At 34.9% G+C, this 26,507-nt stretch carries 25 protein-coding genes and 1 other annotated feature; of the genes, 10 read left to right on the top strand and 15 right to left on the bottom strand.

Annotation, left to right across the window (positions count from 1 at the left end; all coding sequences use genetic code 11):
* On the bottom strand, window positions 1–869 hold an 869-nt coding region (locus tag RTL21_RS16005), incomplete at its 3' end, for an SDR family oxidoreductase (protein ID WP_312097183.1).
* A gap of 57 nt (window positions 870–926) precedes the next feature.
* The gene (locus RTL21_RS16000) at window positions 927–1,418 is read right to left on the bottom strand and encodes a GNAT family N-acetyltransferase (protein WP_312097188.1); all 492 of its coding nucleotides are present in this window, start codon (window positions 1,416–1,418) and stop codon (window positions 927–929) included.
* A gap of 297 nt (window positions 1,419–1,715) precedes the next feature.
* On the opposite strand from RTL21_RS16000, the gene RTL21_RS15995 reads away from it, so the two are divergent.
* Entirely contained in the window at window positions 1,716–2,333 is a 618-nt protein-coding gene (locus RTL21_RS15995) for a DUF47 domain-containing protein (RefSeq protein WP_016201885.1), read from the top strand.
* Between the two features lie 14 nt (window positions 2,334–2,347).
* On the top strand, window positions 2,348–3,346 hold the full coding sequence (locus RTL21_RS15990) for an inorganic phosphate transporter (RefSeq protein WP_312097180.1): 999 nt from the start codon (window positions 2,348–2,350) through the stop codon (window positions 3,344–3,346).
* A gap of 52 nt (window positions 3,347–3,398) precedes the next feature.
* Here RTL21_RS15990 and RTL21_RS15985 read toward each other — a convergent pair whose 3' ends face one another.
* Entirely contained in the window at window positions 3,399–5,048 is a 1,650-nt protein-coding gene (locus RTL21_RS15985; RefSeq protein ID WP_312097178.1) for a M20/M25/M40 family metallo-hydrolase, read from the bottom strand.
* Window positions 5,049–5,258: 210 nt separating this feature from the next.
* Between RTL21_RS15985 and RTL21_RS15980 the strand changes: the two genes are divergently transcribed.
* The gene (locus RTL21_RS15980) at window positions 5,259–5,831 is read left to right on the top strand and encodes a YitT family protein (RefSeq protein WP_396954458.1); all 573 of its coding nucleotides are present in this window, start codon (window positions 5,259–5,261) and stop codon (window positions 5,829–5,831) included.
* A gap of 198 nt (window positions 5,832–6,029) precedes the next feature.
* Here RTL21_RS15980 and RTL21_RS15975 read toward each other — a convergent pair whose 3' ends face one another.
* The 6 genes from RTL21_RS15975 to RTL21_RS15950 form a co-directional block, all read right to left on the bottom strand.
* Window positions 6,030–9,269 (bottom strand): hypothetical protein, encoded by a 3,240-nt coding sequence (locus RTL21_RS15975; RefSeq protein WP_312097174.1) that lies wholly within the window; start codon window positions 9,267–9,269, stop codon window positions 6,030–6,032.
* Window positions 9,266–10,678 carry a glycosyltransferase family 2 protein gene (locus RTL21_RS15970; RefSeq protein ID WP_312097172.1) on the bottom strand — a complete coding sequence of 471 codons (1,413 nt, stop codon included), beginning with the start codon at window positions 10,676–10,678 and terminating at the stop codon, window positions 9,266–9,268. The genes RTL21_RS15975 and RTL21_RS15970 overlap by 4 nt, the downstream gene beginning before the upstream one ends.
* Entirely contained in the window at window positions 10,679–11,710 is a 1,032-nt protein-coding gene (locus RTL21_RS15965; protein ID WP_312097170.1) for a HEAT repeat domain-containing protein, read from the bottom strand.
* Between the two features lies 1 nt (window position 11,711).
* On the bottom strand, window positions 11,712–13,322 hold the full coding sequence (locus RTL21_RS15960; RefSeq protein WP_312097168.1) for a response regulator: 1,611 nt from the start codon (window positions 13,320–13,322) through the stop codon (window positions 11,712–11,714).
* Window positions 13,323–13,605: 283 nt separating this feature from the next.
* Window positions 13,606–14,436, bottom strand: a complete 831-nt coding sequence (gene proC / locus RTL21_RS15955) for a pyrroline-5-carboxylate reductase (RefSeq protein ID WP_312097166.1) — start codon at window positions 14,434–14,436, stop codon at window positions 13,606–13,608.
* Between the two features lie 142 nt (window positions 14,437–14,578).
* The gene (locus RTL21_RS15950) at window positions 14,579–14,782 is read right to left on the bottom strand and encodes a helix-turn-helix transcriptional regulator (RefSeq protein ID WP_312097164.1); all 204 of its coding nucleotides are present in this window, start codon (window positions 14,780–14,782) and stop codon (window positions 14,579–14,581) included.
* 166 nt (window positions 14,783–14,948) lie between these two features.
* Between RTL21_RS15950 and RTL21_RS15945 the strand changes: the two genes are divergently transcribed.
* Both RTL21_RS15945 and RTL21_RS15940 read left to right on the top strand, forming a co-directional pair.
* Window positions 14,949–15,338, top strand: a complete 390-nt coding sequence (locus RTL21_RS15945) for a helix-turn-helix domain-containing protein (protein ID WP_312097162.1) — start codon at window positions 14,949–14,951, stop codon at window positions 15,336–15,338.
* Between the two features lie 92 nt (window positions 15,339–15,430).
* Window positions 15,431–15,853 carry a DUF4395 domain-containing protein gene (locus RTL21_RS15940; RefSeq protein ID WP_312097161.1) on the top strand — a complete coding sequence of 141 codons (423 nt, stop codon included), beginning with the start codon at window positions 15,431–15,433 and terminating at the stop codon, window positions 15,851–15,853.
* 51 nt (window positions 15,854–15,904) lie between these two features.
* Here the strand turns inward: RTL21_RS15940 and thrS are convergent, their stop codons facing one another.
* Window positions 15,905–17,815 (bottom strand): threonine--tRNA ligase, encoded by a 1,911-nt coding sequence (thrS, locus tag RTL21_RS15935; RefSeq protein WP_396954457.1) that lies wholly within the window; start codon window positions 17,813–17,815, stop codon window positions 15,905–15,907.
* A 51-nt stretch (window positions 17,816–17,866) separates the two neighbouring features.
* Window positions 17,867–18,094 (bottom strand) — a binding site (T-box leader).
* A gap of 537 nt (window positions 18,095–18,631) precedes the next feature.
* On the opposite strand from thrS, the gene desA reads away from it, so the two are divergent.
* From desA to RTL21_RS15920, 3 genes are all read left to right on the top strand, one after another.
* On the top strand, window positions 18,632–19,660 hold the full coding sequence (desA, locus tag RTL21_RS15930) for a Delta(5) desaturase DesA (protein ID WP_312097157.1): 1,029 nt from the start codon (window positions 18,632–18,634) through the stop codon (window positions 19,658–19,660).
* Window positions 19,661–19,777: 117 nt separating this feature from the next.
* Window positions 19,778–20,911: a sensor histidine kinase gene (locus RTL21_RS15925; protein ID WP_312097155.1), complete on the top strand. Its 1,134-nt coding sequence runs from the start codon at window positions 19,778–19,780 to the stop codon at window positions 20,909–20,911.
* The gene (locus tag RTL21_RS15920) at window positions 20,908–21,507 is read left to right on the top strand and encodes a response regulator transcription factor (protein WP_312097153.1); all 600 of its coding nucleotides are present in this window, start codon (window positions 20,908–20,910) and stop codon (window positions 21,505–21,507) included. Before RTL21_RS15925 ends, RTL21_RS15920 begins: the two co-directional genes overlap by 4 nt.
* A 106-nt stretch (window positions 21,508–21,613) precedes the next feature.
* On the opposite strand, the gene RTL21_RS15915 is transcribed toward RTL21_RS15920, so the two are convergent.
* Window positions 21,614–22,324 carry a dihydropteridine reductase gene (locus RTL21_RS15915; RefSeq protein ID WP_312097152.1) on the bottom strand — a complete coding sequence of 237 codons (711 nt, stop codon included), beginning with the start codon at window positions 22,322–22,324 and terminating at the stop codon, window positions 21,614–21,616.
* 398 nt (window positions 22,325–22,722) lie between these two features.
* Here RTL21_RS15915 and RTL21_RS15910 point away from each other — a divergent pair, with 398 nt between their 5' ends.
* Window positions 22,723–23,703: an aldo/keto reductase gene (locus RTL21_RS15910; RefSeq protein WP_312097150.1), complete on the top strand. Its 981-nt coding sequence runs from the start codon at window positions 22,723–22,725 to the stop codon at window positions 23,701–23,703.
* 290 nt (window positions 23,704–23,993) lie between these two features.
* Here RTL21_RS15910 and RTL21_RS15905 read toward each other — a convergent pair whose 3' ends face one another.
* The 4 genes from RTL21_RS15905 to RTL21_RS15890 all read right to left on the bottom strand — a co-directional run bounded on the left by RTL21_RS15905 (window position 23,994) and on the right by RTL21_RS15890 (window position 26,069).
* Window positions 23,994–24,509 carry a hypothetical protein gene (locus tag RTL21_RS15905; protein ID WP_312097148.1) on the bottom strand — a complete coding sequence of 172 codons (516 nt, stop codon included), beginning with the start codon at window positions 24,507–24,509 and terminating at the stop codon, window positions 23,994–23,996.
* 211 nt (window positions 24,510–24,720) lie between these two features.
* Window positions 24,721–25,113: a DUF454 family protein gene (locus tag RTL21_RS15900; RefSeq protein WP_312097146.1), complete on the bottom strand. Its 393-nt coding sequence runs from the start codon at window positions 25,111–25,113 to the stop codon at window positions 24,721–24,723.
* 67 nt (window positions 25,114–25,180) lie between these two features.
* Complete coding sequence (locus RTL21_RS15895) at window positions 25,181–25,354, bottom strand: hypothetical protein (protein ID WP_312097144.1); 174 nt, start codon at window positions 25,352–25,354, stop codon at window positions 25,181–25,183.
* 226 nt (window positions 25,355–25,580) lie between these two features.
* Window positions 25,581–26,069, bottom strand: coding sequence for a CBO0543 family protein (locus RTL21_RS15890; RefSeq protein WP_312097142.1), 489 nt, complete (start codon window positions 26,067–26,069; stop codon window positions 25,581–25,583).
* Between the two features lie 140 nt (window positions 26,070–26,209).
* Here RTL21_RS15890 and RTL21_RS15885 point away from each other — a divergent pair, with 140 nt between their 5' ends.
* On the top strand, window positions 26,210–26,500 hold the full coding sequence (locus RTL21_RS15885) for a hypothetical protein (protein ID WP_312097140.1): 291 nt from the start codon (window positions 26,210–26,212) through the stop codon (window positions 26,498–26,500).
* Window positions 26,501–26,507 lie beyond the last annotated feature (7 nt).

Below are 26,507 nucleotides of genomic sequence, written 5' to 3'. Positions count from 1 at the left end.
GAGAAAATCGTTCTATTTATCTTAAAGTAAAAATATATTAGGAAGTAGCCGATTTTCTCCCAACATTTCCATGGCATAATATGCTTTAATACGATGGTTGTTTTCGTTCCTTTCCCAACTATATATCGTAATCGTGGATGCTTTTTTCGAGCAATGGCTACTACCTTTTTAGCGACATCGATTGGATCCCCATCGTTTTTTCTATTTTTTTGTAAATATGCATTTAACTGATTCATATAGGAAAAATAAGGAGATTCTGGCAAGGTAGATTTTACGGATACTTTTTTCCCTGTTGTCCAAATATTTGTTTGAAAAGAACCAGGTTCAACAAGGATTACTGGAATAGAAAAAGGAGCTAGTTCTAATCTTAAAGCTTCGCTCCAACCCTCTAACGCAAACTTGGAGGAAACATATGGTGATAAGCCAGGAAATCCAATTTCTCCACTTATACTACTTATATTCATAATCATTCCTTTCCCTTGTTTCCTCATAAATGGAAGAACACATTGTGTTACTCGAATCGCCCCAAGAAAATTCGTGTCCATTTGCAGCTGGTATTCTTCGATTGGAATTTCCTCAGAAAAACCTGCACCTGCATAGCCAGCATTATTGATTAACAAATCAACTTGTCCAACTTCCTGCAACTTTATTTTTAAGTTTTCAACAGACTGGGTAGAAGTAATATCCAAGGAGATGGTTTCAATATTAGATATTACCCCCATTTTTGTTGCTGTATCGATTAATTGTCTCCTTTTATTCCGATCTCTCATCGATGCTAAAACTGTATAATCTGCTTTTGCAAATTCTAATGCCATCAATTGGCCAAATCCACTGTTTGCTCCTGTTATTAAAACTACTTTTTTCTCCACTTTTCCACCCTTTCTTTGTTTCTATTAGATCCATTTATTGATTAAATACTCGGCTATTCACTTATATTCCCTACTTAACATGGACATTATATATATGGATTGATAGCTATTATTTATTTTTATCGCATCTCGCTGTAAACCCTCTATCTTAAATCCTTCTGTTTGATAAAGGGACATTGCGCGATAATTTTTGTCAATTACCTCCAGCCATAGCCGATTTGCTTTCTTTTCGGTAAAAGCCCATTTTTTTATTAACTGTAGCATTTTTCTTCCATAACCTTTTCCTTTTTCAGAAAAAGCAATTCTTTTTATTTCGATGCTATCATGTTCATCTTCAAGGCCATTTATAAGCACATAACCAACTGGTTTATTTGATGCTTTTTCAAGAACAAGTAAATGCAAGATATTAGGATTATCTGTGAGCGCCCTTTTATGTTCCTGTAATGACCATTGTAATATATAGGGACTATTAGTGGGATCTTTTTCCGTTTCCCTTACATACACTAATTCCTTCTCTAATGTTTTTCGAATAAGAATAGTGTCATCCATTAGCAATGTTCTTCCTCCTTTCTTTGGACATTATGCTATTACTATATTCTGGAACATTAAATTGGACACTTTGTAGATAAAGGGGCAAAAAACAAGCAATTAGCCCTCTCAAAGGAGGAAAAATATTAAGCGAATGCAAATTTTGTAAAAAAGTAATGTGTTTATTTTTAAAGTTTTGTAAATCAAATATTAAGATTTTGTAAATTTCGTTTAAAAATACTAGGCTATTCGACAACTTTCCTATACAATATGTAAGGCTTAGTCATAATTTGTTATATATTAATGGAGGTAACCGCAATGGTTTTTAAAAAACAAGATAAGTTTGCTGTTATGTTAAAAAATATCGCTTCAAATCTGAAAGAAGGAGCAGACTTTTTTGCTGACTATAAATTGACAAATGTTAGCGATTTAAAAACTTTTTCTGAAACAATGAAAGAAATCGAAACAAAAGGTGATACATATGTTCATGAAGTAATCACTGAATTAAATAAAGCCTTTATTACACCGATTGAAAGAGAAGACATTCTTGCTCTTACAATGAGTATGGATGATGTATTAGATGGTCTAGAGCATACTGCAGCACTATTTGAAATGTACAATATTATTAGTGCAGATGAATATATGCTTCGCTTTGTGGAAGAAATCAAAAATTGCGCAGTCGAAATTGACAAAGCTGTGGATCTACTTACAACAAAAAAATTACCTAAAATTAGAGAATACGCTATTAGAATTAAAGACCATGAATCAAAATGCGATGGTATTTTACGACAATCTATTAAAAACTTATTCTCCGTAGAAAAAGATCCTATTCGCATTATCCAATATAAAGAAGTATACGAAAATCTTGAGGATATTGCCGACTACTGTCAAAGTGTTGCAAACACACTTGAAAGTATTATTATGAAGAACGCATAAGGAGCCTTTTTCCAATGAATACATTATTAATACTTACTATATTAATCGTTGTCTTTGCATTAGCATTTGATTTCATCAACGGCTTTCATGATACAGCCAATTCAATTGCAACTGCAGTGTCAACAAAGGCATTAAAACCGAAGCATGCCATTATTATGGCAGCGTGTATGAACTTTATTGGTGCTATGACATTTACTGGTGTTGCGAAAACAATTACAAAAGGGATTGTAAATCCATTTGAGTTAACTAACGGTTCACTCGTTATCCTTGCCGCATTAATTGCTGCTATTATCTGGAATTTAGTTACTTGGTATTTTGGAATACCAAGTAGTTCTTCCCATGCAATTATCGGATCAATCGCTGGAGCTGCTATTGCTTCTTCAGGATTTTCATCCCTTAATTACACTGGATTTATTAAGATTATTGAAGCATTGATTCTTTCACCAATTATTGCATTTATCGTTGGATATATCGTTTATTCTATCTTTAAATTTTTCTTTAGAGATTTAAACTTAACAAAAACAAATAGACGTTTCCGTTATTTTCAAATTTTCACAGCAGCATTGCAGTCTTATACACATGGTACAAATGATGCTCAAAAAGCAATGGGGATTATTACAATGGCATTATTAGCTAATAATTATGCTACAACTGATGAAGTTCCATTTTGGGTACAATTTGCTTGCGCAACTGCAATGGGACTTGGAACATCTGTTGGAGGATGGAGAATTATTAAAACAGTTGGTGGAAATATTATGAAAATCCGTCCAGTAAATGGCGTTGCAGCTGATTTAACAGGTGCAATGATCATTTTCGGATCAACTTTAATCCACTTGCCAGTAAGTACAACCCACGTTATTTCTTCTTCAATCCTTGGTGTTGGTTCATCTCATCGCTTAAAAGGAGTTAAATGGGGAACAGCGCAAAGAATGCTTATAACTTGGGTAATTACCCTACCAATTTCAGCTAGTATCGCTGCAATTTGTTACTACATTCTTCATTTCTTTTTTTAAATAGACGAAATAAAAAACATCTTTACCAAATCGCGTAAAGATGTTTTTTATTTTATAGCGAGAGCAATCGCTCTGTAACCTTTCTTATAAGCAATGGCAATGTTTGAAAAGTATAGGGTTTATATACTCTTTCCGTCCATTTATGCCCCCCTTTCCCATAGACACCAATATTTAGAGCAGGAATATTTAAACTACTCATTTTTTCAAGATCAAGCGGAAATAACGCGTTCATTCCAGGAAAATTTGCCTCAACTGCTTCAATTTCAGCTTGATCCCCATGAAATGCTAAGAAGCTTCCATCACATAAATAAGGGAAATACCCTCTTAACGGAAATGCCTCCTTATATTCCTCCTCCGCCTCTTGTAATACTTCTTGCAGTGCTTCTTTTAAATAAACGGATTTATCATCCTCTTGTAAAGTATTAGATGGTAAAAATGGTGTAGCAAAAAAGATAATAACCCGAGGCTTCTTTTCTGGATCTAATTGCTGTAAGGCTTCCACAAGTTCAAATGCTTTTAATCGATCATCTAAATCTTCCGGCAACCTTGCTAGTAAGCTATTCAATAGCTTTTCTGGTTCTTTTCCACTCGCTGTTAAATAGTCCATATATTCTTGCATAGTCATAACATCTGTTTTCCAATTTATCGATCGTTCCGGAAGCATATTCGCTTTACGAAATGCCAAATAGTTAGCTGCTAATTCGTTCTCTATCTTTGTACACGCAGCTTGGGCAATCTTTTTTAAAGAAGCTAATACATCACTTGGTGTTTTTTTATAAATAAAATAGTTAAAATACATTCTGATACTAACAGGCGTTTGGACATCATAGCTTTGCTTATTTTCTTTCATAAATAAACAACTAGGTGGAAGTACTAATTCATTATCCAGCTTTTCGGCGAGAGAAAAATTTTGATTGATGCTTCTATTAATCTCTGAAGCAATCAATGTTGGATCTATCCCAAGCAGACTTTCGCCCACATGTGCTTCTCTTCCTATAATAGAAAAACATGGCAATAGCTTTCCTGCTCCCCCACAATATACATATTTCGCTTCATCTCCATTATATAACGGGGAAATAAAATCATTATTAATAGCAGCTTTATAGGTTAATCCTCTATCTTGTTGAAGGCGTACGAGTTCATTTAAAGCCCCTCTTATGCCAACATGTTGGTTCTCCTCATCCACATTAAATAAGATTAGAATATTTCCTTCTAACTTTTCTCGATGATGCATGTAATAGAGAAGATTCACTAGATGAATGCTTATTCCACTTTGCATATCTAGAGAACCTCTACCAAACATCCAATCTCCCCTTAACGCATCATTTCTTGCCTCCTCATCGCCTTCATAGCTTTGAAAAAATTCCATTAGCTTATCTGGATCATGAGCAATCCCCTTTAGGTTTCCATAATCTTCTATTCCTACAGTATCTACATGGGCATGGTAAATTACCGTTTCCTTTTTATTCGTATTCCCCTGCAAAAAAGCCCATACATTTATCCGTTTATCTCCATCCAAAGTCTGTTTCCAAACGTGATCAGGATGGGCTTGAAAATAAGGAAAGGAACCGATTATCTCCAATAAATAGTTAGCTTTATCTAGTTCTCCAGCAGTTCCATTATAGCTTTCCATTTGAATAAGTCGTTTGGTTAAAAATTCAACCTGTTGTTCCATCTTTAAAGATGCCAATTGATTGTACATGCCTTCATCCCCTGGTTTTTCTTTTATATTTAAGTTTATTGCTATTCTTCCTATCTGACAACCTATTTTTCTGTCTATTCAAACTATTCTTCAGAAGAGTAGACTCTCTTATTAAATTATTTTTCTCCCTTCCTCCTAAACTCTTCTATTTTTGTTCTTTTTCACATAGGTATTAATTAAATGGACAAGGTAAAGTTAGGATGATGACTGTTGATGGAAAAAATCGCTGCCATTTTTGTCGGAAGCTTACTAATAGGCATTGGGGTTAATGGGTTTTTAGTGCCTCATCATCTGCTAGATGGAGGCATTATCGGAATCGGACTTATCCTTCATTACCACTACGAGATTCCAACAGGTTTTTCGATGATTCTTTTAAGTATTCCCTTATATATACTCGTTTGGTTTTATAATAAGAAATACTTTTTCTATGGAATTATGGGATTTCTAATTTCTTCTTTATCCATTGATATGCTTTCTTTTTTACGAGAAGCATTTTCACTGAACTATTTATTAAGCGCTATTCTTGGAGGTGTAGTTATTGGGGCAGGAATTGGGCTTATGCTTCGTTTTGAGACAAGCACTGGGGGAACAGATCTTCTTGCCCAAGTTCTATCAAATATTCTATCCATTCAGGTCGGAATCATTATCTTTCTAATAGACGGTGTTGTTTTATTATGTGGTTATAAGATTGTTGGGATCCCTACTCTTGCCGCTTCCTTTATGACCATTTTCTGTGTAGGTATTTTTACGACTCTATTATCGAGAAAAAGGATTTCAGGCTAGACAAATAAAGGGAAATGCAAAAGGAGAAGCATATATATGCCTCTCCTTTTGCATTTCCCTCTGACCTATCGTAAGAAATAATCACCAAATATGAAATAGAAGACTTAAAAAGCACTTCAAAGCAACAAACTTGCCTAAATATATTCTTACTTAAATAAACTTTAATACCCATCTAATGTTTTAGTAAATCCGTTCCAATCAATTTATTGCTGAAAAAGCATCCTGCAAAATATAATAAGAGGCTTTTAAACGTTCATGATAAACTGGTTCCTCCCATTCGTCCCATGTATACCATTTAGAAGAATCAGATGATATCGCATCATCTTTTGAAATCGCTGGTAAGGAAGAAACTAATTCATTCTCTTTTTCCAATACAGCAGCTATTTGAATCCCTTTGATATACTCGCTACCCTCTAAACCTTTTTTCCAGAAGTCGGCCATAGCTTCTTTCTGACTAGGGTCTTTTATATTCAATAATGCCCAAGGTATACGAATTTCAACTGTTTTTCTATCTTCACTTACACTGATATCCGTTAAGCTATTATAATCTTTACTAGTTGGATTTCCATTTCCAAAAAGAAGTTGTCCTGTCACATAAGAATGAAATGGAATGGTAGCTCCTGGAATCTTTAATTCCTTATTTAAGGTTAAGCGTATAGGATGAAAAACTCCATTATTCTTTTTATTTGCATAAGATTCTTCCTTCACCATATGTAAGATAGATCCATATTGATAATGGAAAGAATCATAATAACTGTCTACTACTATTTCTGAATTTTCCTCATTGGCAATTTTGATCAAAAAGTCTACACCAAAATCTGTTGTAACCGCTTGGTTTTTTAGTGGTATCGTTTTTTGTCCCTGATTCTCTATCGTATTAAGAAGGAGATAAGTAGTATCTTTTTGTAAATCTATCGGCTGATCATAGTCAATTCGTATATTTAATTGTTGTTCGTCACTATTTACATAGATAGATTGCATTCCACTGTCACCAGATATAGCTGAATATAACGGCGGAACTTGTAACTTCTCCCAATCCTTTAGATTGCCATCTATATAAATGGACGGCTCGTATTTACCTGGATCAAAACTCAATAACCCAAAATGCTGCTCATTTGTTTGAAGATTGGACCAAAATGGTCTTCTATCAGGATTATCGTATTCCATCGTATTCCACGTTCGCTTAAACCATTCATCTTGCCATGTAAAAACTAATCCACCAGCATAATCTTCGTCTACAATCATTTGAAACATTTCTTTATCAAATGTTCCTTGTTCCTGTTCGGTAAGAGCTCCTTGATTCATCCCATTAATATTATCATGGGTTTTTCCTCTAGAAGATGGTACACCAAATTCAGCAATTAATACCGGCATATCATGTGCCTCTCTTAAATCCTCTAAATACGCGCCATAATTACTTTGCTTTCCTTCGTTATTAATATAGCTTTGGTACTTTGGCTCATAATTTAAGAAATCCGGGTAATACGGATATACATGATAAGAAGCCATTAACCCCGCCTGAAAGTTCTGTGTTGCGTCAATATGATTTGGATCCACTACAGACATATCTTCTTGTGAATCTGGTTCATAAGGATGTTCAAGCAAATCAGTTGTGACCCAATTAGTAAAGCTCATTGTATGTTGCCAACCATATTTATCTGCCTCATATTTTGCAGTTTCATCCATCTTTAAAGCAAGCCAGCTCTCAAAAGGAGAAGCATCGTTTGTTTTAAAGTACGTTCCGTTATAGTTAGTTACTTCTTTATTTTGTTCATTCGTATTCTTCACAACTTCTGGATCCCACTCAATCCCAAGCATAAACCCTAATACATATTTAGATACATCATACGTATATTCACCTGAGGCATGTCCAGGGCTTTCTGGTATCGAAGCATTTCCATGAATAATATCAATCATATTCGTCAATTCCCGATTAAAATCATTCTGCACTTCTTTTGCATATGCATTCTGTTTCTCGATAAGTAGTTCTTCATTTATCCATGCACCATGAAAGAGATATAAAGGTTCTTCTGCCAATTGATTATATTCATACAATGCTTGATAAAATTCGGGTGGATGCAATGTATAAACCCTAATTGTATTTGCATGCATGGCACCAATATCTTTAAACCATCGTAAATATTCATCCTTTGTTATTGCAGTCTCTCCGGGAAAAGCTCCAGGCTTAGAGATTCCCATATTAACGCCTTTAACAAGAAAATTCGTCCATTTATTATCCTTTAATACTTGGACATACGTATCATCCGTTTTCGTATTCACTTCTATATTATTTATAGTAGTAGTTTCTACCATAGACTTTTCCTTATTATCAACATGTAACCCATCATTTAAAATATGTTTCATAATAGGTACATAACTATTCCAATAAAACGAATTACGGTATGTAACATATCTTTTCCAATAATCAAACCCTACTGTTTCATAAATTGCAGGCACTTCTGCTTCATCTGCATAATCACCGGCAAAATAATAAGATGTATATTGTTGATTACTATTTTGAATAATCGCTGGAAACTGACTAGGCAAACTATATTCATTTAAGATTGCTTTTCCTTTTTTACTTACTGGAAGTGTATAGGAAGCTAGAACATCATTCGTTTCCTTCGCTTCCACAATATCAAACCAATAGCCATATTCTGAAGTGATGGACTCATCAAATATCTTCTCGCCTCTATCCGTAGTGGAAAATTGTACCTTCCCACGAACAAGCTCATCTCCTGATAATACAACTACATGATCATCTTTGTTAATTAACACCATTCCAAACCCTTTGAATGTCCATTTCTCTTTATAAATACTCTCATAATTCTCTTTAACCCAGATAGGAACTTCGGTACTATCCATATCAGAAAAATACCTTCCTATCCAACCACTCCATGAAACATGTAGTAGATTCGTAATTTTTTCACGTGCTTCATCACTAGTTGGACTAGCAAAAGTGTTAAATTCAGCAATCAGCGTTTTATTCTGATGCTCAAATAACGCATCCTCCACTTTGGTGATGTCTTCTAATTCTAGTCCACCATAAATTTGTTCTGATCTCTTTCCAAGACTATTCGTTCCATAATATTCTTCTTCATAAACACCATATTGGTCGGTAAGATAGATTACATCATATTTTGATAAATCCTTTGGTAAGTTTGTCACCCGGATATTTTTATTTGCATCTGGTTTAAACCCAACATAATCCTTTTGCTTTATATAGGAATCATCTGTGCTTTTTACAAACTTTTGATTGTTTAAGACCCATACTAGCCCTTCATGCTCACGATAGGACGAATCAGGAACGGTTTTATCCATAATTAGTACATTTAATTCCTTAGTATTCTTTAATTTCCAAATCCAAAAAGGACTTGTTATAATTCCTATAAAAAGGATAATGAGTAAAAAGAAAACAATCGTTTTATTCGATTTCATTTGGATACTCCTTTACGCTTCATGTCTCCCCAACTTTTGTCTCCGCTAATTAATTGCCATATCCCCTCACATCGCCAAAAAACCGTTAATGGACGATACCAAAGCGTTTCTGTTAGCGAAAAGAAGAATAAATAAATAATATGAGAAACGTTCGGATATTTCCGCAAGCTCCATTCTTCTAATAACACGGCAGCCATTGAAAAAATCGATCCATAAATACAGGATAGTAAAAAAATTAAGATAGCAAATTCTAAATAGATTCCTCCAAAAAATAAGGCAATAATGGTATATATGTATCCCAATAATTCTACAATAGGTCCCAGAAATTCAATAATCCAAAAATAAGGAAAAGAGATTAAGCCAATATTGCCGTATTTGGGATTTAACATTAACTTTCGATGGCTCCAGAGACTTTCAAATAGACCTCGTTGCCATCTTCTTCGTTGTCTTCTTAAAAACTTCATTTCTTCTGGTACCTCTGTCCAACAAACTGGATCAGGAACATAAACGATTTTCTTTCTTTCTTTTGATTCCTTAATTAATCGATGGAGTCGAATAACAAGCTCCATGTCCTCTCCAACCGTATTTGTTTGATACCCTCCTGCTTTCATAACCCAGTTTTTCGAAAAGACACCAAAAGCGCCTGAAATAATTAATAATAAATTATGTCTGCTTAAACCAATTCTCCCCATGAGAAATGCTCGCAAATATTCTATTATTTGTAAGATAACAAGAGGGTTATGAGACAATCCTATATTCAGTACTTGTCCATTCTTGATCGTACATCCATTTGCAATACGGATACTTCCACTAGATGCGATAACCTCTTCATTGCTATCCATAATAGGCTTCATCACCTTTAAGAAAGCATCTCTCTCTAACACCGAATCACCATCTAAGGAACAGATATAAGGATAATGAGAGAAATTCAATCCCACATTTAAAGCATCTGCTTTTCCTCCATTTTCTTTATCAATCAAAAATAATTTCGGTAACAATTTAGATTGATAAATACCTTTCACAGACTTAGTTGCTATCTGCTTCCTAATAACCTTTTCTATTTTAACCATTTCATACTGCTCAATCATCTTTTTCAACGTCTGGTCCTTCGATCCATCATTAACAACAATAATTTCAAATTGAGGATAATTAACACTTAATAGGGAGCGTACACTTGGTATGATTCCAGCCTCCTCATTATATGCCGGCACAATAATCGATACTGGTTTGGTATACCATTCATTTGAAACATCATCAAAGATTTCCTCCCGATTCAATTTATACTCTTTCCGCAATTGAAGCATGGAAATAATAAGAATAATGGAATAAAACAAAATAATGATCACCATATAAATAGAAATAAACGAAGCAAAGATTTGAACGGCAGTTGACCACCAATGATATACCATCTAATTCACTCCTTTATTTAACCATTCCCTGGCCATATCCTGTGCAAATTTATCTTTGGAGTGCTTTTCAATTTCTAATAAAATAAATCTCCCTTTTTTAAAGCGCATAATGGATTCTGCTGCCTGAGATCGAACCCACCAAGACGAATCGTGTAGAAGTATTATTAATAAAGGAATATATTTATCTTCACTAGAGCCTAATAGTTTGGCTATCATCATTCGCTTCTCCCATACTTTCGACTTGGCTAAAAAAAGATAATCTTCTATATTTCTCACATAACCAATCGAAGAAATAGCCTTCAAAGCTCTTAATTTTATCTCTCCATCGTATTTCTCAAATACAGATTCCAAAAATACGAGATACTCTACTTTCTTATTCATACTTATTGCATCTAAAATAGCTAATTGCAAATCCTCTCTACAATAATAAAAAGGCCGAATAAACTCTTCAAACATCTCTGACTTTAATCGGAGCAATATACTACGGTAATTTTTCTCTGAAAGCTCCATATCTGCATTAATTAGCGACCAAATTTTTTCATATTGAAAAGCTGCTAAAATACGATAAATCTGGATTTTTTCATCTCTTGTACAATTCCTATTTTGTAAACGGTTAATGACATACCTTTCCATTTCACACATATCAAAATCCTCAATTTTATAAAGGACATTCATACGTTTACTCCAATTCCTCGCCTTCATTTCTTTCACATAGCTATCTCTCAAATAGAAAACAGCTAGTTCATGAAGTCGCTGCTCCTCCTGTTCTCCTTCAATTCTTTCAGAGAAATCAGTGAGCACTTGTTCTAATGCATGTTTATCTATTTGTGTTTGCATTAAATTCTTAGGTACGCCCTTACCATCCCTAAGATGCTCAAAAATTGGTCCTAGCAGCTCCTTTTTCCTATTGATTATCCGTTTAATTTGTCTATTTTCTACCGTTTTCCTTATAATTAAATAGACTAATAAACATACTAAAAGGACAACTAGAATGATACTAACAATTTGTAAAATCTTTATCTCTTGTTCCAAATTAAATCATCCTCGTTATTAACCTTATAATTCTAGCTTGTAGCTCTTTCATGCTGAATGGTTTGGTTACATAATCATCTGCCCCTAGCCTTAATGCTTCTGCAATATCATGTTCACTCTTTCTACCAGTTAACATGAGAATATGAGCATTATGCTGATAAGCAGTCTTTTTAACAATTTGCAAAAGTTCTAGACCATCCATCACTGGCATAATTCCATCTAAAATAAGGAAATGCATGCCATTCTCTTGCAAACGATTTGATTCCAAAAATTGAATTCCATCTTCATATTCGGTTATATTGATAGCAAGGTTATCTATTTCAATTGAATCTAAAATATTTTTTAGGATAGAACGACTAAGCAAATCATCATCAACAATAGAAATATTCAACAGCTTTTTATTTGGTGTTTCCTTCATCTTATTAGCACTTTTGATGCACGCACGTCCATTTTCCTTCGCTAAATATAGTGCCTCATCTACTATCTCTAGCGCCTTTTTTAGAGGAACATCCCCTGAATCAATTTCATATACTCCCGCAGAAAAAGTAAGAGACAATCGCTCCCCATCCGCTTCAAAAAACATTTCAGAGTAGCGCTTCAGCATTCTATTTAAAACATCTGCTACATCAGATTCTATCGCTCGTTGAAAAAAGATAACGAATTCTTCTCCACCATACCGAAATAGAGTATCGGTACTTCTGATATTATTTTTTAAAAATTTCGCAAATTCCTTCAGGATTTTGTCACCTACTACATGTCCATGCACATCATTTACTTTTTTAAAATGATCAATATCAATTATTGCAATAGTTCCTGACATTTTTGTTCGGATAACATCACTAATAAAGCGATTATATGAATCCTTTAAAAATTTCCGATTATATACTTCCGTTAATTCATCAATTAAGACAGACTGATCAAATATCTTCTTTCTTTCAATATGCCTCTCTATTCGAATCAAAAATTCTTCCATATCAAGGGGCTTTTCAAAATAATCATCTGCTCCCTTTTTATATGCAGCAATTCTTTTTTCTCTTGAGTTATCTATACTGCAAATGATTTTTGGAACAAAGGAGTGTTTTGTGTGCTTTTGAATATCCTCAAGAACATCTAACCCTGTTTTATTAGGAAGATTAATATCAATAATGATACAATCTGGCTGCATGCTATAAAATTGTTCAATCGCATGTTCTGCATTTGAATTAGCTATTACCATCCAACCTTTATTCTCCATCATTTCCTTTAAAAAAATTAATAAGGAAATATCATCATCAATTAATTGTATAAGCGGAACCTCTGTATCTCTAAAATCTGGGATTCGATTAATTTCTTCATGAAAATGCTCATATTCTTCGCATATATCCAGCAACTCACTTAAAAAGGCTTTTAGTTCAGATTGGGTCCAATCTACCTTTCGTGGTTCTATTTTTTTCATTAAACTTGAAACTAAATGAAATAATAAGTCCAAATCCAAAGTATCTGAAGTACCTTGAATGGAATTTAATAAGGCATACACTTCTTTATTTTTTATGATTTCAGTCTCTTTTTTGTTTAATAAAATTTTTAACTGGTGCGTTATCCTTGTAATAAATATTGCTTTATATTTATCCACACATTTTCCCCTCCCCTTTATAGAACGGTCTCTATTTTAAAAATCATTTTGCTATTTTTCTCCAACATAAAAAAATAATTAATTTGCTTTTACGATGATTCATTTTAAAAAATATAAAGATTTAGCACAAAAAAACAGACCAAGAGACTGGCCTGATTCATAAACTAGATAATTTTGTTAAATAATTATTAATGCCTAGAATGACTAGGACTTTCTTCTTATTCAACGAAAACTATTCTCATTATATAAAAAGAATCCCTAATTGGGTAGAAAAACTTTCCCACTAAAATGAATCTTTTTCATTTCGATTTTGCATTTTACTATTTTTGCGGTCACAACTTTCCATCGCCGCTAAAATCGTGCCTCTAAACTGATTTTGTTCTAACGTTGTTATTGCTTCTATCGTTGCTCCACCAGGTGTGCATACCTCATCTTTTAATACACCAGGATGCTTGCCTGTTTCTAAAACCATCTTCGCTGCTCCTAAAACAGATTGAGCAGCCAATTTATACGCTTTATCCCTTGGTATTCCGCTTCGAACGCCACCATCTGCCAATGCTTCAATAAACATATATACATATGCTGGCGATGAACCGCTAATGGCCGGAATGTAATCCATTAAACTTTCGTCTACCATTTCCACTTGTCCAAATGATGAAAACATTGCTTTGATAAAAGCAATCTCTTCCTCGTTAATCCTAGCATTTGCACAAAATACGGTCATCCCTTCTCCTACTAGAGATGGAGTATTTGGCATCGAGCGAATCACCTTTATTTTTTCGGACATCTGAGATTCTATGTATGCCATATCAATTCCAGCAGCAACTGTAACAATGATTGTTTCTTCCTTCACATATGAGCTGATTTCTTGTAAAACCTCTCCATATAGATGTGGCTTCACTGCAATAATTAAGACATCAGCAAATCTAGCTACTTGTTTATTATCTAAGATAGTTTCAATCTGAAAAGCTTCCTTAACAATTTCTGCGCTTTCTGCTGACTTTGTACTTGCCAATATATCTTCTCTCTGTGAAAAAGAAGATTGAAGCATGCCATTTACCATTGCTTGGGCCATTTTTCCGCACCCGATAAAACCAACTTTTCTTTTTTCCAATCTGATCTTCCTCTCTCGTTAGTCTCTTTACTCTTACATAGTACGAGAAGAAAATCAACCTATCCAACCTAAGACCGAAATTTAACATAAGGCTTTCTATCCTTTTGTTTGTATCCTTTGGGTCGGTCATCCACAGGAATTATTATTTTATATAATCTGGAAGGAAAATTTCATCTGGCGTTTTTGAAAAAATACTGGATATCTGTACTGCTTGTTCATAAGATAATCCTCGTTTGCCATTCTCAATCTGCCAATAATAAGACTTTGTAATGCCTAGCTTATCAGCCATCATTTGATAGGTATAGCCATATTGCTTTCTTATGATACGCAGTTTATTCCGATGCATTTTTACACCCCATCTTCCAATCATCTTTTTTTCCTTTATTAAAATTATACGTAAACAAGTAGTTTACTTCAATATAAAATTCCGTATTTGTTAACAAATATTCATTATTTACTGTTAGCTATTTGTTAACTTATAATAGAGGTATCGAAATTAGGAGCTGGTTCAGATGAATTTTCCAGAAAGATTGAGATATTTACGTAAGTCTGCAAAAATTTCTCAACAAACGCTTGGGGATGCAATGAACGTGACCAAGGTATCTATCTCAGGATATGAAACGGGTAATCGAAAACCTGATACAGACACATTACAAAAACTTGCGGATTATTTTGAAGTAAGCACTGATTATCTCCTCGGCCGCTCGGAGACAAAAGAAACAAGAGCTACCTATCACACGACGAAAAATGAGATTACGATAGAAGAAGCTGCACTCCTTACTCAATTACAGAAATACCCTACCCTTTATGACCATTTAATAAATGACCCGGAAAAAACAGTTCTTCAGCTGTATAGACTATGGAGTTTTTTAGAAGAAGAGAAGAATAATAAAAACTTGTAATGATTCTTCTCTTTATAAGTTTTCATTATTCTTAACAAATTTCTTATTAGAGAGTATAATATACATAATTCTCATAAGAAAGGTTGGTTTTTATGACTGATCTGATAAAAACAATTCCACAACCATTAGTGCGTACCAATCAATGGATTATTTTCCTTTCCGTTTTACTTAGCTTATTCTTACAGCAATATTGGATTATGCTTATTCCTCTTGTAGCAGGGCTATGTGGATTATTGTTTCAATGGAATCCAATTATGAAACTAGCAAGTTTATTTCTCAAAAGGCCGAAAAAGGATTACCGTCAGGAGGACTGGAACCAACAGCAGTTTAACCAGATAATTGCTGTAGTTTGTTTAGCGATTGCTTCCATTTCCTTTTTCTTTAAATGGACTATTCTTGGCTATATCTTCTCGATAATGGTTGGGCTTGCTTCCATTGTTGCGATACTTGGATTTTGCATCGGCTGCTTTATCCGCTACCAATGGAAGAAATATCAATATAATCGAAGTCATTAACTCGAAATAATTTTAGGGATTCAATATACATATATTGAATCCCCCATTTTTTTATAGACTTCTTTCTTTTATTTGCTCACCAATCATTTGTTTGAATGCTTTCAAAGAAAGAGCTTCTGAAACTTCTTCACCATACTTTCTTACATTTACTTTATTCTGCTCCTTCTCTTTATCACCAAGGACTAGCAAGTAAGGGATTTTTTGCATTTGTGCTGCGCGGATTTTATACCCTAATTTCTCGTTGCTTTCCTCTATCTTCACTCTAACCCCTACTTCTCTTAAAGCTGATTGAACTTCTAAGCAATAATCCAGGTGAACACTTGATACCGGAATAATTTGAACCTGTGTAGGCGCAAGCCAAACAGGGAAGGCTCCTCCAAAATGTTCAATCAGTATGCCAAAGAAACGATCAATCGACCCATATATTGCACGGTGGATGACTACCGGACATACTTTTTCATTGTTCTCATTTATATAAGCTAAGTTAAAGAGTTTTGGCATTTGAAAATCAAGCTGAATAGTTGCACATTGATGGCTTCTTTTTAATGCATCCTTGATATGGAAATCAATTTTCGGACCGTAAAATGCTCCATCACCTTCATTTAGAACATAATTGATTTCTAGATGCTCCAGAACATTTCTTAAAGCTCCTTCTGCTATCTCCCAGATGGCATCTCCTTCCAAGGAATCTTCTGGTCTAGTCGAGAGTTCAACCGAATATTCAAATCCAAATGTACGATATACCTTGTCAATCAATTGAAAGATGCTTTTTATTTCCGCTTCTATTTGGTCCTCCCTTACAAATAGATGAGCATCATCCTGGCAAAATGTCCGAACACGGAGCATTCCGTTCAATGCACCACTATATTCATGGCGATGAACCTGACCAAATTCGGATAATCGAATTGGTAAATCCCGATAAGAGTAAAGACTATTTTTGAAAATAAGCATATGTCCCGGGCAATTCATCGGCTTTAGAGCAAACTTTTGTTCATCCACTTCAGAAAAATACATATTTTCATGATAATGATCCCAATGCCCTGATTGTTTCCACATTCGTTCATTCATCATCAGTGGAGTCCTTACCTCTTCATAATCTGCCTCACCTTGAAGCTCTCTTGAAAATTGCTCTAATTCATTGCGAATAATTTGTCCTTTCGGTAAATAAAACGGCATGCCAGGCGCTTCTTCCGAAAACATGAATAGCTCCAATTGCTTTCCTAATTTACGATGATCCCTTTTCGCAGCTTCCTCTAGCATCTCCAAGTATTCTCCTAATTCCTGTTTGCTAGAAAATGCTACCCCATAGACTCGCTGCAATACTTCTTTTTCACTATCTCCTCTCCAATAAGCTCCCGACACACGCATTAATTTAAATGCCTTAATAAATCCAGTTGACGGAAGATGAGTTCCACGACATAAATCAATAAACTCTCCTTGCTGGTAAAGGGAGATTGGCTCTGACTTTGGTACTCCATCTAAAAGCTCCAGTTTAAATTTCTCGTCCTTTGCTTGAAAAAGTGCCTTTGCTTCCTCGTATGAAACCTCTTTTCGGATAAAAGACAGATTTTCTTTGATAATTTTGTTCATCTCTTTTTCAATAGCTTCTAAATCATTAACAGTTAAGCTATGGTCAAGCTTTATATCATAATAAAAGCCGTCCTCTACAACTGGTCCAATTGCTAATTGTACATTCGGATACAATTGTTTTATCGCTTGCGCCATTACGTGGGCGCTGGAATGACGCATAATAGATACACCTTCATCTGAATCTATTGTTAAAATAGACAAATGTACATCTTCCTCTATGCGATGACTCATATCCACGATCCTTTCGTCATTTATCTTTGCACCCACTGCTTTTTTCTTTAAACTAACACTAATCGACTCCGCAATTTCTGCTACTGTGCTCCCTTTTGGGAATTCCTTCTTATTTCCATCTGCTAATACTATCTGAATCATTTTTTCCACTCCTTTTTTATTTTTTGTACAAAAAAAACACTCGTCCCTAAACGAAGGGACGAGTGTTTTTACCCGTGGTTCCACCCAAATTCCCATGAAAAAACATAGTGGTTTTCTTATGGCTTGGTGCAGTAACGTTGCATAAACGATATTGATTACTTCTAGTTCACCAATATAGCTCAAAGGTGGTAAATTATTTTCCTTTGCTAGGAAGCTCGCACCTGTTCTTCCCTCTCTGATAACAGTAAAAATAATTCATGTCCTTTTCATCGCTTTTTTATGAAATTATAAACAAAAAACGCACTCATCCCTAAAGAAAGGGACGAGTGCGTTTACCCGTGGTTCCACCCAAATTCCCATGAAAAAAGCACAGTTCAGTTATTTTCTCATGGCTTGGTGCAATAACATTTGCGTCTACGGCATTGGATACTAAAAGGTTCCCCAATACAGCTCAAAGGCGGTAAGATACTTTTCTGCGTTAGGAAGTTTTCAGCAATTCTCCCCTCTCTGGAAACCGAAATAGTAGCTCATGTCCTTGTCAAAGCTTTTAATAATCAATTTTTTTTATATTCTATTACAGGATGGAAAAATTTGCAACCTCTATTTTGTATTATATTTATTCTCATTGGATTGCTAAGCAATACTCTCGGTGGTTATAATATTTTAACTTACGCTTCCCCCTTTCTTACTGGACATTTCAAGAAGAGTATATCGCTATATGACAAATGTCATGTACCAAACATGACATGTATGTCTGCAAATATGTTTGGTATATATTTATACTATAGATATCTATTAACAGAAGGGAAGCAAATAATGAATATAAAAAACTTAAAACAATTGAGAACTGCTGTAGCGCCTTTTGAGAAATCCACTGTAAAGATAAGTGTCTGGCAGCTTGCCAATACTATTCTGCCTTTCGTTTTACTCTGGTTTGCAGCTTACAAAAGCTTAAGTATTTCTTATATTTTAACCTTTGTGATCGCGATAGCTGCAGCAGGATTTTTGGTAAGGATTTTTATCATTTTTCATGATTGCTGCCACTATTCTTTCTTTAAGAACCGTAAAGCCAATAGGATTTTAGGAACTATTACTGGGATCTTAACCTTATTCCCCTATAGCAAATGGCAGCATAGCCATTCTGTTCACCATGCAACAAGCAGTAATCTGGATAAGCGCGGAGTCGGCGATTTATGGATGATGACGATAGAGGAATATGAAAATGCCTCTATGTCGTTAAAAATCAAATATCGTTTGTACCGTAATCCATTCATTATGTTTATATTAGGACCAATTTATGAATTCCTTATAGCTAATCGATTCAACCGTAAAGGGGCTAGATCGAAGGAAAGGCTAAATACGTACGTAACAAATATTTCCATTGTATTATTGGCTGTGCTTCTTGGAAGTACGCTTGGCTGGTCTTCTTTCTTGCTTGTACAGCTGCCGATTTTTCTTATATCCGGCTCTGTTGGAGTATGGCTATTTTATGTACAGCATACTTTTGAAGACACTTATTTTGAGGAAGATAAAAATTGGGATTATGTTAAGGCCGCTGTAGAAGGAAGCTCATTCTATCGCCTTCCAAAATGGATGCAATGGCTGACTGGCAATATCGGCTACCACCATGTGCATCATTTAAGTCCAAGGGTTCCTAATTACAACTTAGAGGTAGTCCATAAACAGACGGAGCCCCTGCAAAATGTTCCAACTATAACACTGACAAGTAGTCTTCGTTCTTTAAAATTCCGTTTGTGGGACGAAAAAGACAAGAAGTTTATCAGTTTTTATGAATGGAAAAAACAAAAAAAATCCCTTTCCATGTCTGCCACAGAAATACAATAAACAGGAAGATATCTCTTTAATTCTGAGCAGCAATTATACGGTTTTATGCCATTAATTGCTGCTCGACTATGTTAAAATAGATGAATGACAGCCAATAAATAACGAGGTTAGAAACGAATGATAAAAAGATTAGAGATACTAAAAAAGAGCACTGGCATTTCTCCTTATATTTGGACATTGCTTACTATTTTGCCATTTTATTTTATTTTCCATGCCTCTTCAGCAGTTGATGTTATATCTGGCATCATCCTTACCATTTTATTTTTTCTATTTTACAGAATAGCTTATCTTTCCAAAGGCTGGACAATCTATTTATGGCCATCCTTATTGATCGGGATTTCCACTACTGCCATTTATGCATACAGCTATGTGTATTTTTCCTTTTTTCTTTCCTATTTTATCGGCAATATCAAAAAACAAATTCCATTTTTCATCCTATACTTTATACATTTGGCCATTACAACATTCGCCATTTATTTCAAAATTATCATAGGAGATCCCTTGCTGTTAAAGCAGCTTCCTTTCGTGCTGATTATCTGGTTTGGCGTTATCTTATTGCCTCTGACCATCCATAACCGCAAAGAAAAGGATCAGCTACAGGAAAAACTAGAAGATGCGAATAAGCGCATTTCTCATTTAGTTAAACTAGAGGAAAGACAACGCATTGCCAGAGACCTTCATGATACACTTGGCCAAAAGCTATCCCTTATTGGCTTAAAAAGTGATTTAGCAAGAAAATTAGTCTATAAAGACCCAGAACAAGCCCGCTCGGAACTGAAAGATATTCAGCATGCTTCTAGAACAGCATTAAACGAAGTCCGAAAAATGGTATCTGAAATGCGAGGCATAAAATTAAAAGACGAGCTCCTTCTCGTAAAAAAATTATTAGAAGCGGCTGAAATAAGCCTAACTTCTGATATAGCTTCCAATCTAAAAGTTTCATCGATTGCAGAAAACATTATAAGCATGTGCTTAAAAGAAGCCGTTACCAATGTGGTTCGACATAGCAATGCCACCGCTTGCTTCATCAGCATCAGCCAAAATAAAAAAGAAACAATCATGGAAATCAAAGATAATGGAACCACTCCGTTTAAGGAAGAAAATGCTCACAAAGGAAACGGATTAGCGGGCATGAGAGAAAGATTGGAATTTATCAACGGTACTATAGAGATTACTGCGAATGAGGGAACGATAGTAACAATAGCCGTTCCACAAGATGGAAAAATAATAGAAAGGGAGGATATATTATGATCCGGATTGTCATTGCCGAAGACCAACGCCTTCTTTTAGGTGCATTGGGTTCATTGCTTGATTTGGAAGAGGATATCACGGTTGTCGGCAAAGCAAACAATGGGGAAGAAGCTATCCAGCTAGTCAAAGAAAAAAATCCTGATATATGTATAATGGATATAGAAATGCCTGCTAAAACAGGATTAGAAGCAGCGGAAGAACTCATGACCCACCCTTGCAAAGTCATTATTTTAACTACCTTTGCCAGATCCGGCTATTTCCAGCGAGCATTGAAAGCTGGCGTATCAGCCTATTTGCTTAAGGACAGCCCAAGCGACGATTTGGCAAACAGCATCCGCAGTGTGATGGAAGGAAGAAGAATTTACGCACCAGAATTGGTGGATGATGTATACAAAGAAGAAAATCCCCTTACAGAGCGAGAAAAAGAAGTGCTTACTCTAGTAGCAAATGGCAAAAATACAAAAGAAATCGCCCAAGAACTATCCATTAAGACAGGAACAGTGCGAAACTATATCAGCATGATACTCGATAAACTGGAAGTGAAAAACCGAATAGAAGCCATCACAAGATTTAAAGAAAAAGGATGGTTTAAATAGAGAAGGACTGTGGCCAGTCCTTTTTTTCGTTCTTGTTCCCAATCGAAATATTCAAATGATAAATGTAGCTGTACCACAGAAGTATCAGTTACCTATCAATACACTTCTAATTTAATTGATTAAAAAACTTAGACAGTTCATTTTCACGCTTATCGAGCATAATCTGTTCTGGCTTGATACCCTGCTCACGCAGTACTTCAATGTTCTGCACAAGGAAGTCGTCGCTGCCAACAACATAGAAGTGCCCATCCTTGTCTGCAGCAAGATTTTTCACTTCTTCATAATAGTCTTTACGGTTATCGACGAACTGAGCCGTGAACTTCTTGTCAGGTGCAGATTTAAAAATATTGGTGAATAAGAAAGCTTTTGATGAATCAATGTTTAGAGAATGAATGTGATTGACGTTGTCAGCACGTTCGAAATACTCCAGTACAATCGGTCTAAAAGTTGCCAAACCAACACCTGATGACAGCAGGTACACATTTTTCCCCTCTCTGTTCAGCGGTAAATTCGAGTGCGTTTTAAAGATTGCAACTTCATTGCCGACTTCAAGATTTCTTAAAATCGATTTAAACTCAGAGCACTGCTCTCTGATGCGTGTTGTAATTGCGATTGCATTTTCGTGCGGTAAAGAGGAGATTGACATATGGCGAATCAGGCTACGGTTTGGTTTGTCTCCGGCATTGAAACCTTTCAGTGCGAAATGAGTATGGGAGCCTTCTTCCCATGTAAAGTCTTTCGGACAGTCGAGCAGGTATGTTTTAACCTCAGGCGTTTCCTCAATAATCTTATTTATCTTAGTCCAGTATATTTGCATTATATATTCTCCTTATCCCCTTATTTGTATCGTACTATCTAATATACAACAAATGATAATAATTCTCAATTAAAAAGATTGATTATTTCAGATAATTTACGGGGTTAAATTTATTAAAGGTATGCCGCCCTAAGTAATAACAAAAAAATAAAGTTTCGCAGTTCTGTCAAGATTCCTTATTTCTCAACTGTTTGGTTTATATTGCCCTCAACTTGTTCATCTCTCGATACATCTGTTGCGGCAATAATGTCGTCACTTTCTTTTAAATTAATATAGATTCAAACTGTGAAAGAATTTTCTATATCAAAATAACGGAATACTCTATTAAAAGTATAATTCATATCCTTCGCATTATTACTAACCACTCTTTATAATAAAATCAAAAGGAGGAGTAGCAAATGGATTATATTAAATTAGGTACTACTGGTTTAGAAGTCTCTCGTCTTTGTCTAGGTTGTATGAGTTATGGTGAACCCGATCGTGGTGGACATGCATGGACATTAACAGAAAGCGAAAGTCGTCCATTTATCAAAAAAGCGCTGGAGCTTGGCATTAATTTTTTTGATACGGCAAATGTCTACTCTGATGGTTCAAGTGAAGAAATTGTAGGACGGGCATTGCGTGACTTTACGAATCGTGATGAAGTTGTTCTTGCCACAAAGGTAAATGGCAGGATGCGTCCAGGTGCCAATGGCGCTGGGCTTTCTCGAAAAGCAATTATGAGTGAAATTGACAATAGTCTAAAAAGACTTGGTACCGATTATGTCGATCTCTATCAGATACATAGATGGGATTACAAAACTCCAATTGAAGAAACAATGGAAGCATTACACGATGTAGTCAAAGCCGGAAAAGCACGCTATATTGGTGCTTCTTCCATGTATGCATGGCAATTTCTGAAAGCAAATTATACTGCTGAAAAGCATGGCTGGACACGTTTCATATCCATGCAAAACTACTTAAACCTTCTCTACCGGGAAGAGGAACGGGAAATGCTTCCCCTCTGTAAAGAAGAAGGAATTGGGGTTATTCCATGGAGTCCAATGGCACGCGGCCGCTTAACTAGAGATTGGGAAGAAACAAGTATTCGTAAAGAGTCTGATGAATTCGGAAAAACGTTATATTCTAACACTGAGGAAGCGGACCGCCAAGTAGTAGAACGTGTGAAAGCAATAGCAGAAAAACGCGACGTGCCTCGTGCACAAGTTGCACTTGCATGGGTTTTACAAAAAGAGCCTGTTACTGCACCTATCATCGGTGCTACGAAGCTTCATCATCTAGACGATGCAGTTGCTGCTCTTTCAATAGGATTGACACAAGAAGAAATTGCTAGCTTAGAAAAGCCATATGTTCCTCATCCAGTTCTTGGATTTGCGTAATTTCTTTTAGCTGCTCTAAGTTATCATTTAAAACAAAGAAATATGTAATCTTAAATAAAACCAGCCAAAGAATAGATTCTATTCTTTGGCTGGTTTCTTCCTAGAAGGATATAGAGGACTATAATGGTCTGCGACCGCCATTGCAATAATTGGTCAAGGATAAAGGGTGAACGATTAATGGGTTAGTGGTCATCGGTTTAGCCAGTACCATTTAAACGTACCTTTGTACACAAATTGAGCGGATCCTTCTATCCTTGAATAGGAGTCTCACCTATTCAAGGTAAATAATCTTAAAAATATTTTTCCCCATCAAATTCTAGTTCAATTTGATAGTTTTTACTATTAATCAAGTTTGATAAACGGTTTGCTTTTTTTTCACATTCAAGACTTTTCAAACGATAATCTTCTGGTTCAAAGGTTGCGACCTTCATTAGTTGTACTGCTTCGCCATAGGAATAAACGTATTCTTCCTTTTCCGCTGCAGCAAACTCCTTGTATTTTCTTGCTTTTGCACGAAGCTGTGTTGCAAGCTCAATTGCTTCTACTATCGAGATATTCGTATTTTCATAGCTTATTTCGTTTTCAATATTGGCACGATACATTAGTTTATCAAGCAATCGATAATCAGTACGTACCTCTTCTATCTCCTGCTCTACATCAAGAATCGTTCGTTTTTGCTTCGGAATAGATTTACCTGCTTCTATTTGCACAAAAGCAACTCTATCCATTTCCTCTTCTAGTTCATGGATTCTTTTAGACAAAACGCTCTTTAATTTGACTGCTTCGGCTTGTGAAATCTTATTCATTTTTACCTCCAACGGATATGTAGTATTACTGTGGAAATATCATGAGTGTTTTTCTTAGAAACTACTAGATTTTCATTTTACTAGTAATTAGGTTATTTTTTCAACTTTTAACATATAAAAGGAAAGTCGCTATTCTCCTCTTTTATCAGTATATATTAAAAAAAATAAAAAAAGGATCTACCTGAAAACAGGTCCATCCATTGGCTAATTCTTATTTCTTTATCATTACTTCTGGATTTTCTTTTTTTGTCTTTATGATAAACATCGATATTGCTTGGACAATCGCAATGCAGCCCAAAATAATTCGAGTATAGAGATTATCAACAAGAACAGCGCTAATTGCTAAGCAAATATAACAAGAGATAATTATTTTTATCTTTTGCTTTTTAGTCAACTCTCCTTTGCGAAATCCTTTCACATACTCATGGTAAAATGTAGTCGAACGAAACCATTTATTTAAGCGCTCAGAACCTCTCGTATAAAAGTAGGAAGTTAGTAATAAAAATGGTGTAGTTGGCAACAATGGTAAAAATACTCCCATTATCCCTAAAATCAAAAAAACTGTTCCTAAAAAAATATATATCCATCGATAAATAGGCTTCATTTTTTTGCTCCCTCCTCCTCTTTTTAAGAAGAGCTGTGTATGGACTTCCAACTACTTTAACCAAACATTAACGTCGTCTTCTTTTCACATCTCTAACAACATCTCTTAAACCAAAAAGAAGCATAATAACACCAGAGGATAAAAACTCCACTCTGAAAATATCCGTATTAAGGACGCCGGCTGCATATAGAACAATTCCAATAACATTAATTAAAAGAATGATATTTACGATTTTCGTCATTTGCTTTCCTTTCTTAGGATTACTAAATACATCCTAACCACGCACATTATGTATGAACAATAACTAAATAATCGATACGTTAATTCTCTATTCTACTTCGCAATTTTACAATAAAAAGAAGGAAATAACTATCATTTCTTTTAAAATGGGGTAGAAAGATTTAGTTTATTTAATTTATTTTCCCCATATTAGAAAGTAGATAAACTATAAAACGAGCATACACTTGTTATTCAGTTAGAAATTTTAGTTTCCTTAGTGCTTCGATCACTAATCTTGTTAAAAGAGATTTAAGAATAATACTAAAATAAGTATGATACCATCTCCATCCTTCTTTCCATTCAATTAACTTTGTTTTTCTCTCTGCCCATAATTCAATAAAAAAAGGAGGTATAGTAAATAAAACTAATTTATAAATAACAACGAAAGGTTTATCTTTCTTCGTTAACTGATTGTAAAAAACTGTAAATGTAGGATAAATTAAAAAATCAAATAATATATGAATTTTAAATTTCTTGGGCAAAAAGCGAACTGGGTATCTAATGACTTTATGGTGTGTTAATAGCATATCAAGTAAACCATTTGTAATAGCATTATACACATAAACAATAATCCAATCTCTAATTGGGGGTTTTCTATATAAAATCGGCAGCAGGATCAATAAATTTCCAATAAGTAATCCTCTTAAAAACCGTTTCTCCATTTTATTTTTTTCCATTAACTGACCACCTCTGCATTAATATGCACTTCATAAAGCTGTTTATTCCATGTTTAAGGTACTTTTCCCAGAACAAATTTTCCATTTAGTATAGGTTAGTAAGGACATGGAATACTAATTTTTAAAAGGTGGTGCATGGAATGGATTTCCCTACCATTCAAACAAATTTTTGGGATGCCGTAATTGCCGTTCCTGTAGTGATGATTATTACGCAATTAATCAAGATTTTTTTTAACATACCGAAAAAATATGTTCCAACCATAGCTTTAGCTTTAGGATTATTCATCTCTGTCTTCATTAGTCATAGACATAGTCTCGTTGCTGGATTATTTATGGGTTGGTTTTATGGTTATTCCGCGATTGGATCCTATGCTTCATTGAAAACTACGATTTTGTCTTATCTTGAAAAGAAGAAGAAAAAAGCACATTAAAAGACTT

The sequence above is a fragment of the Niallia sp. genome, from assembly GCF_031978665.1.
In the GTDB taxonomy this organism is placed as follows: domain Bacteria; phylum Bacillota; class Bacilli; order Bacillales; family Cytobacillaceae; genus Niallia.
Note: the sequence above shows the minus strand (reverse complement) of the source record. Positions and strands in the feature narration are given on the sequence as shown.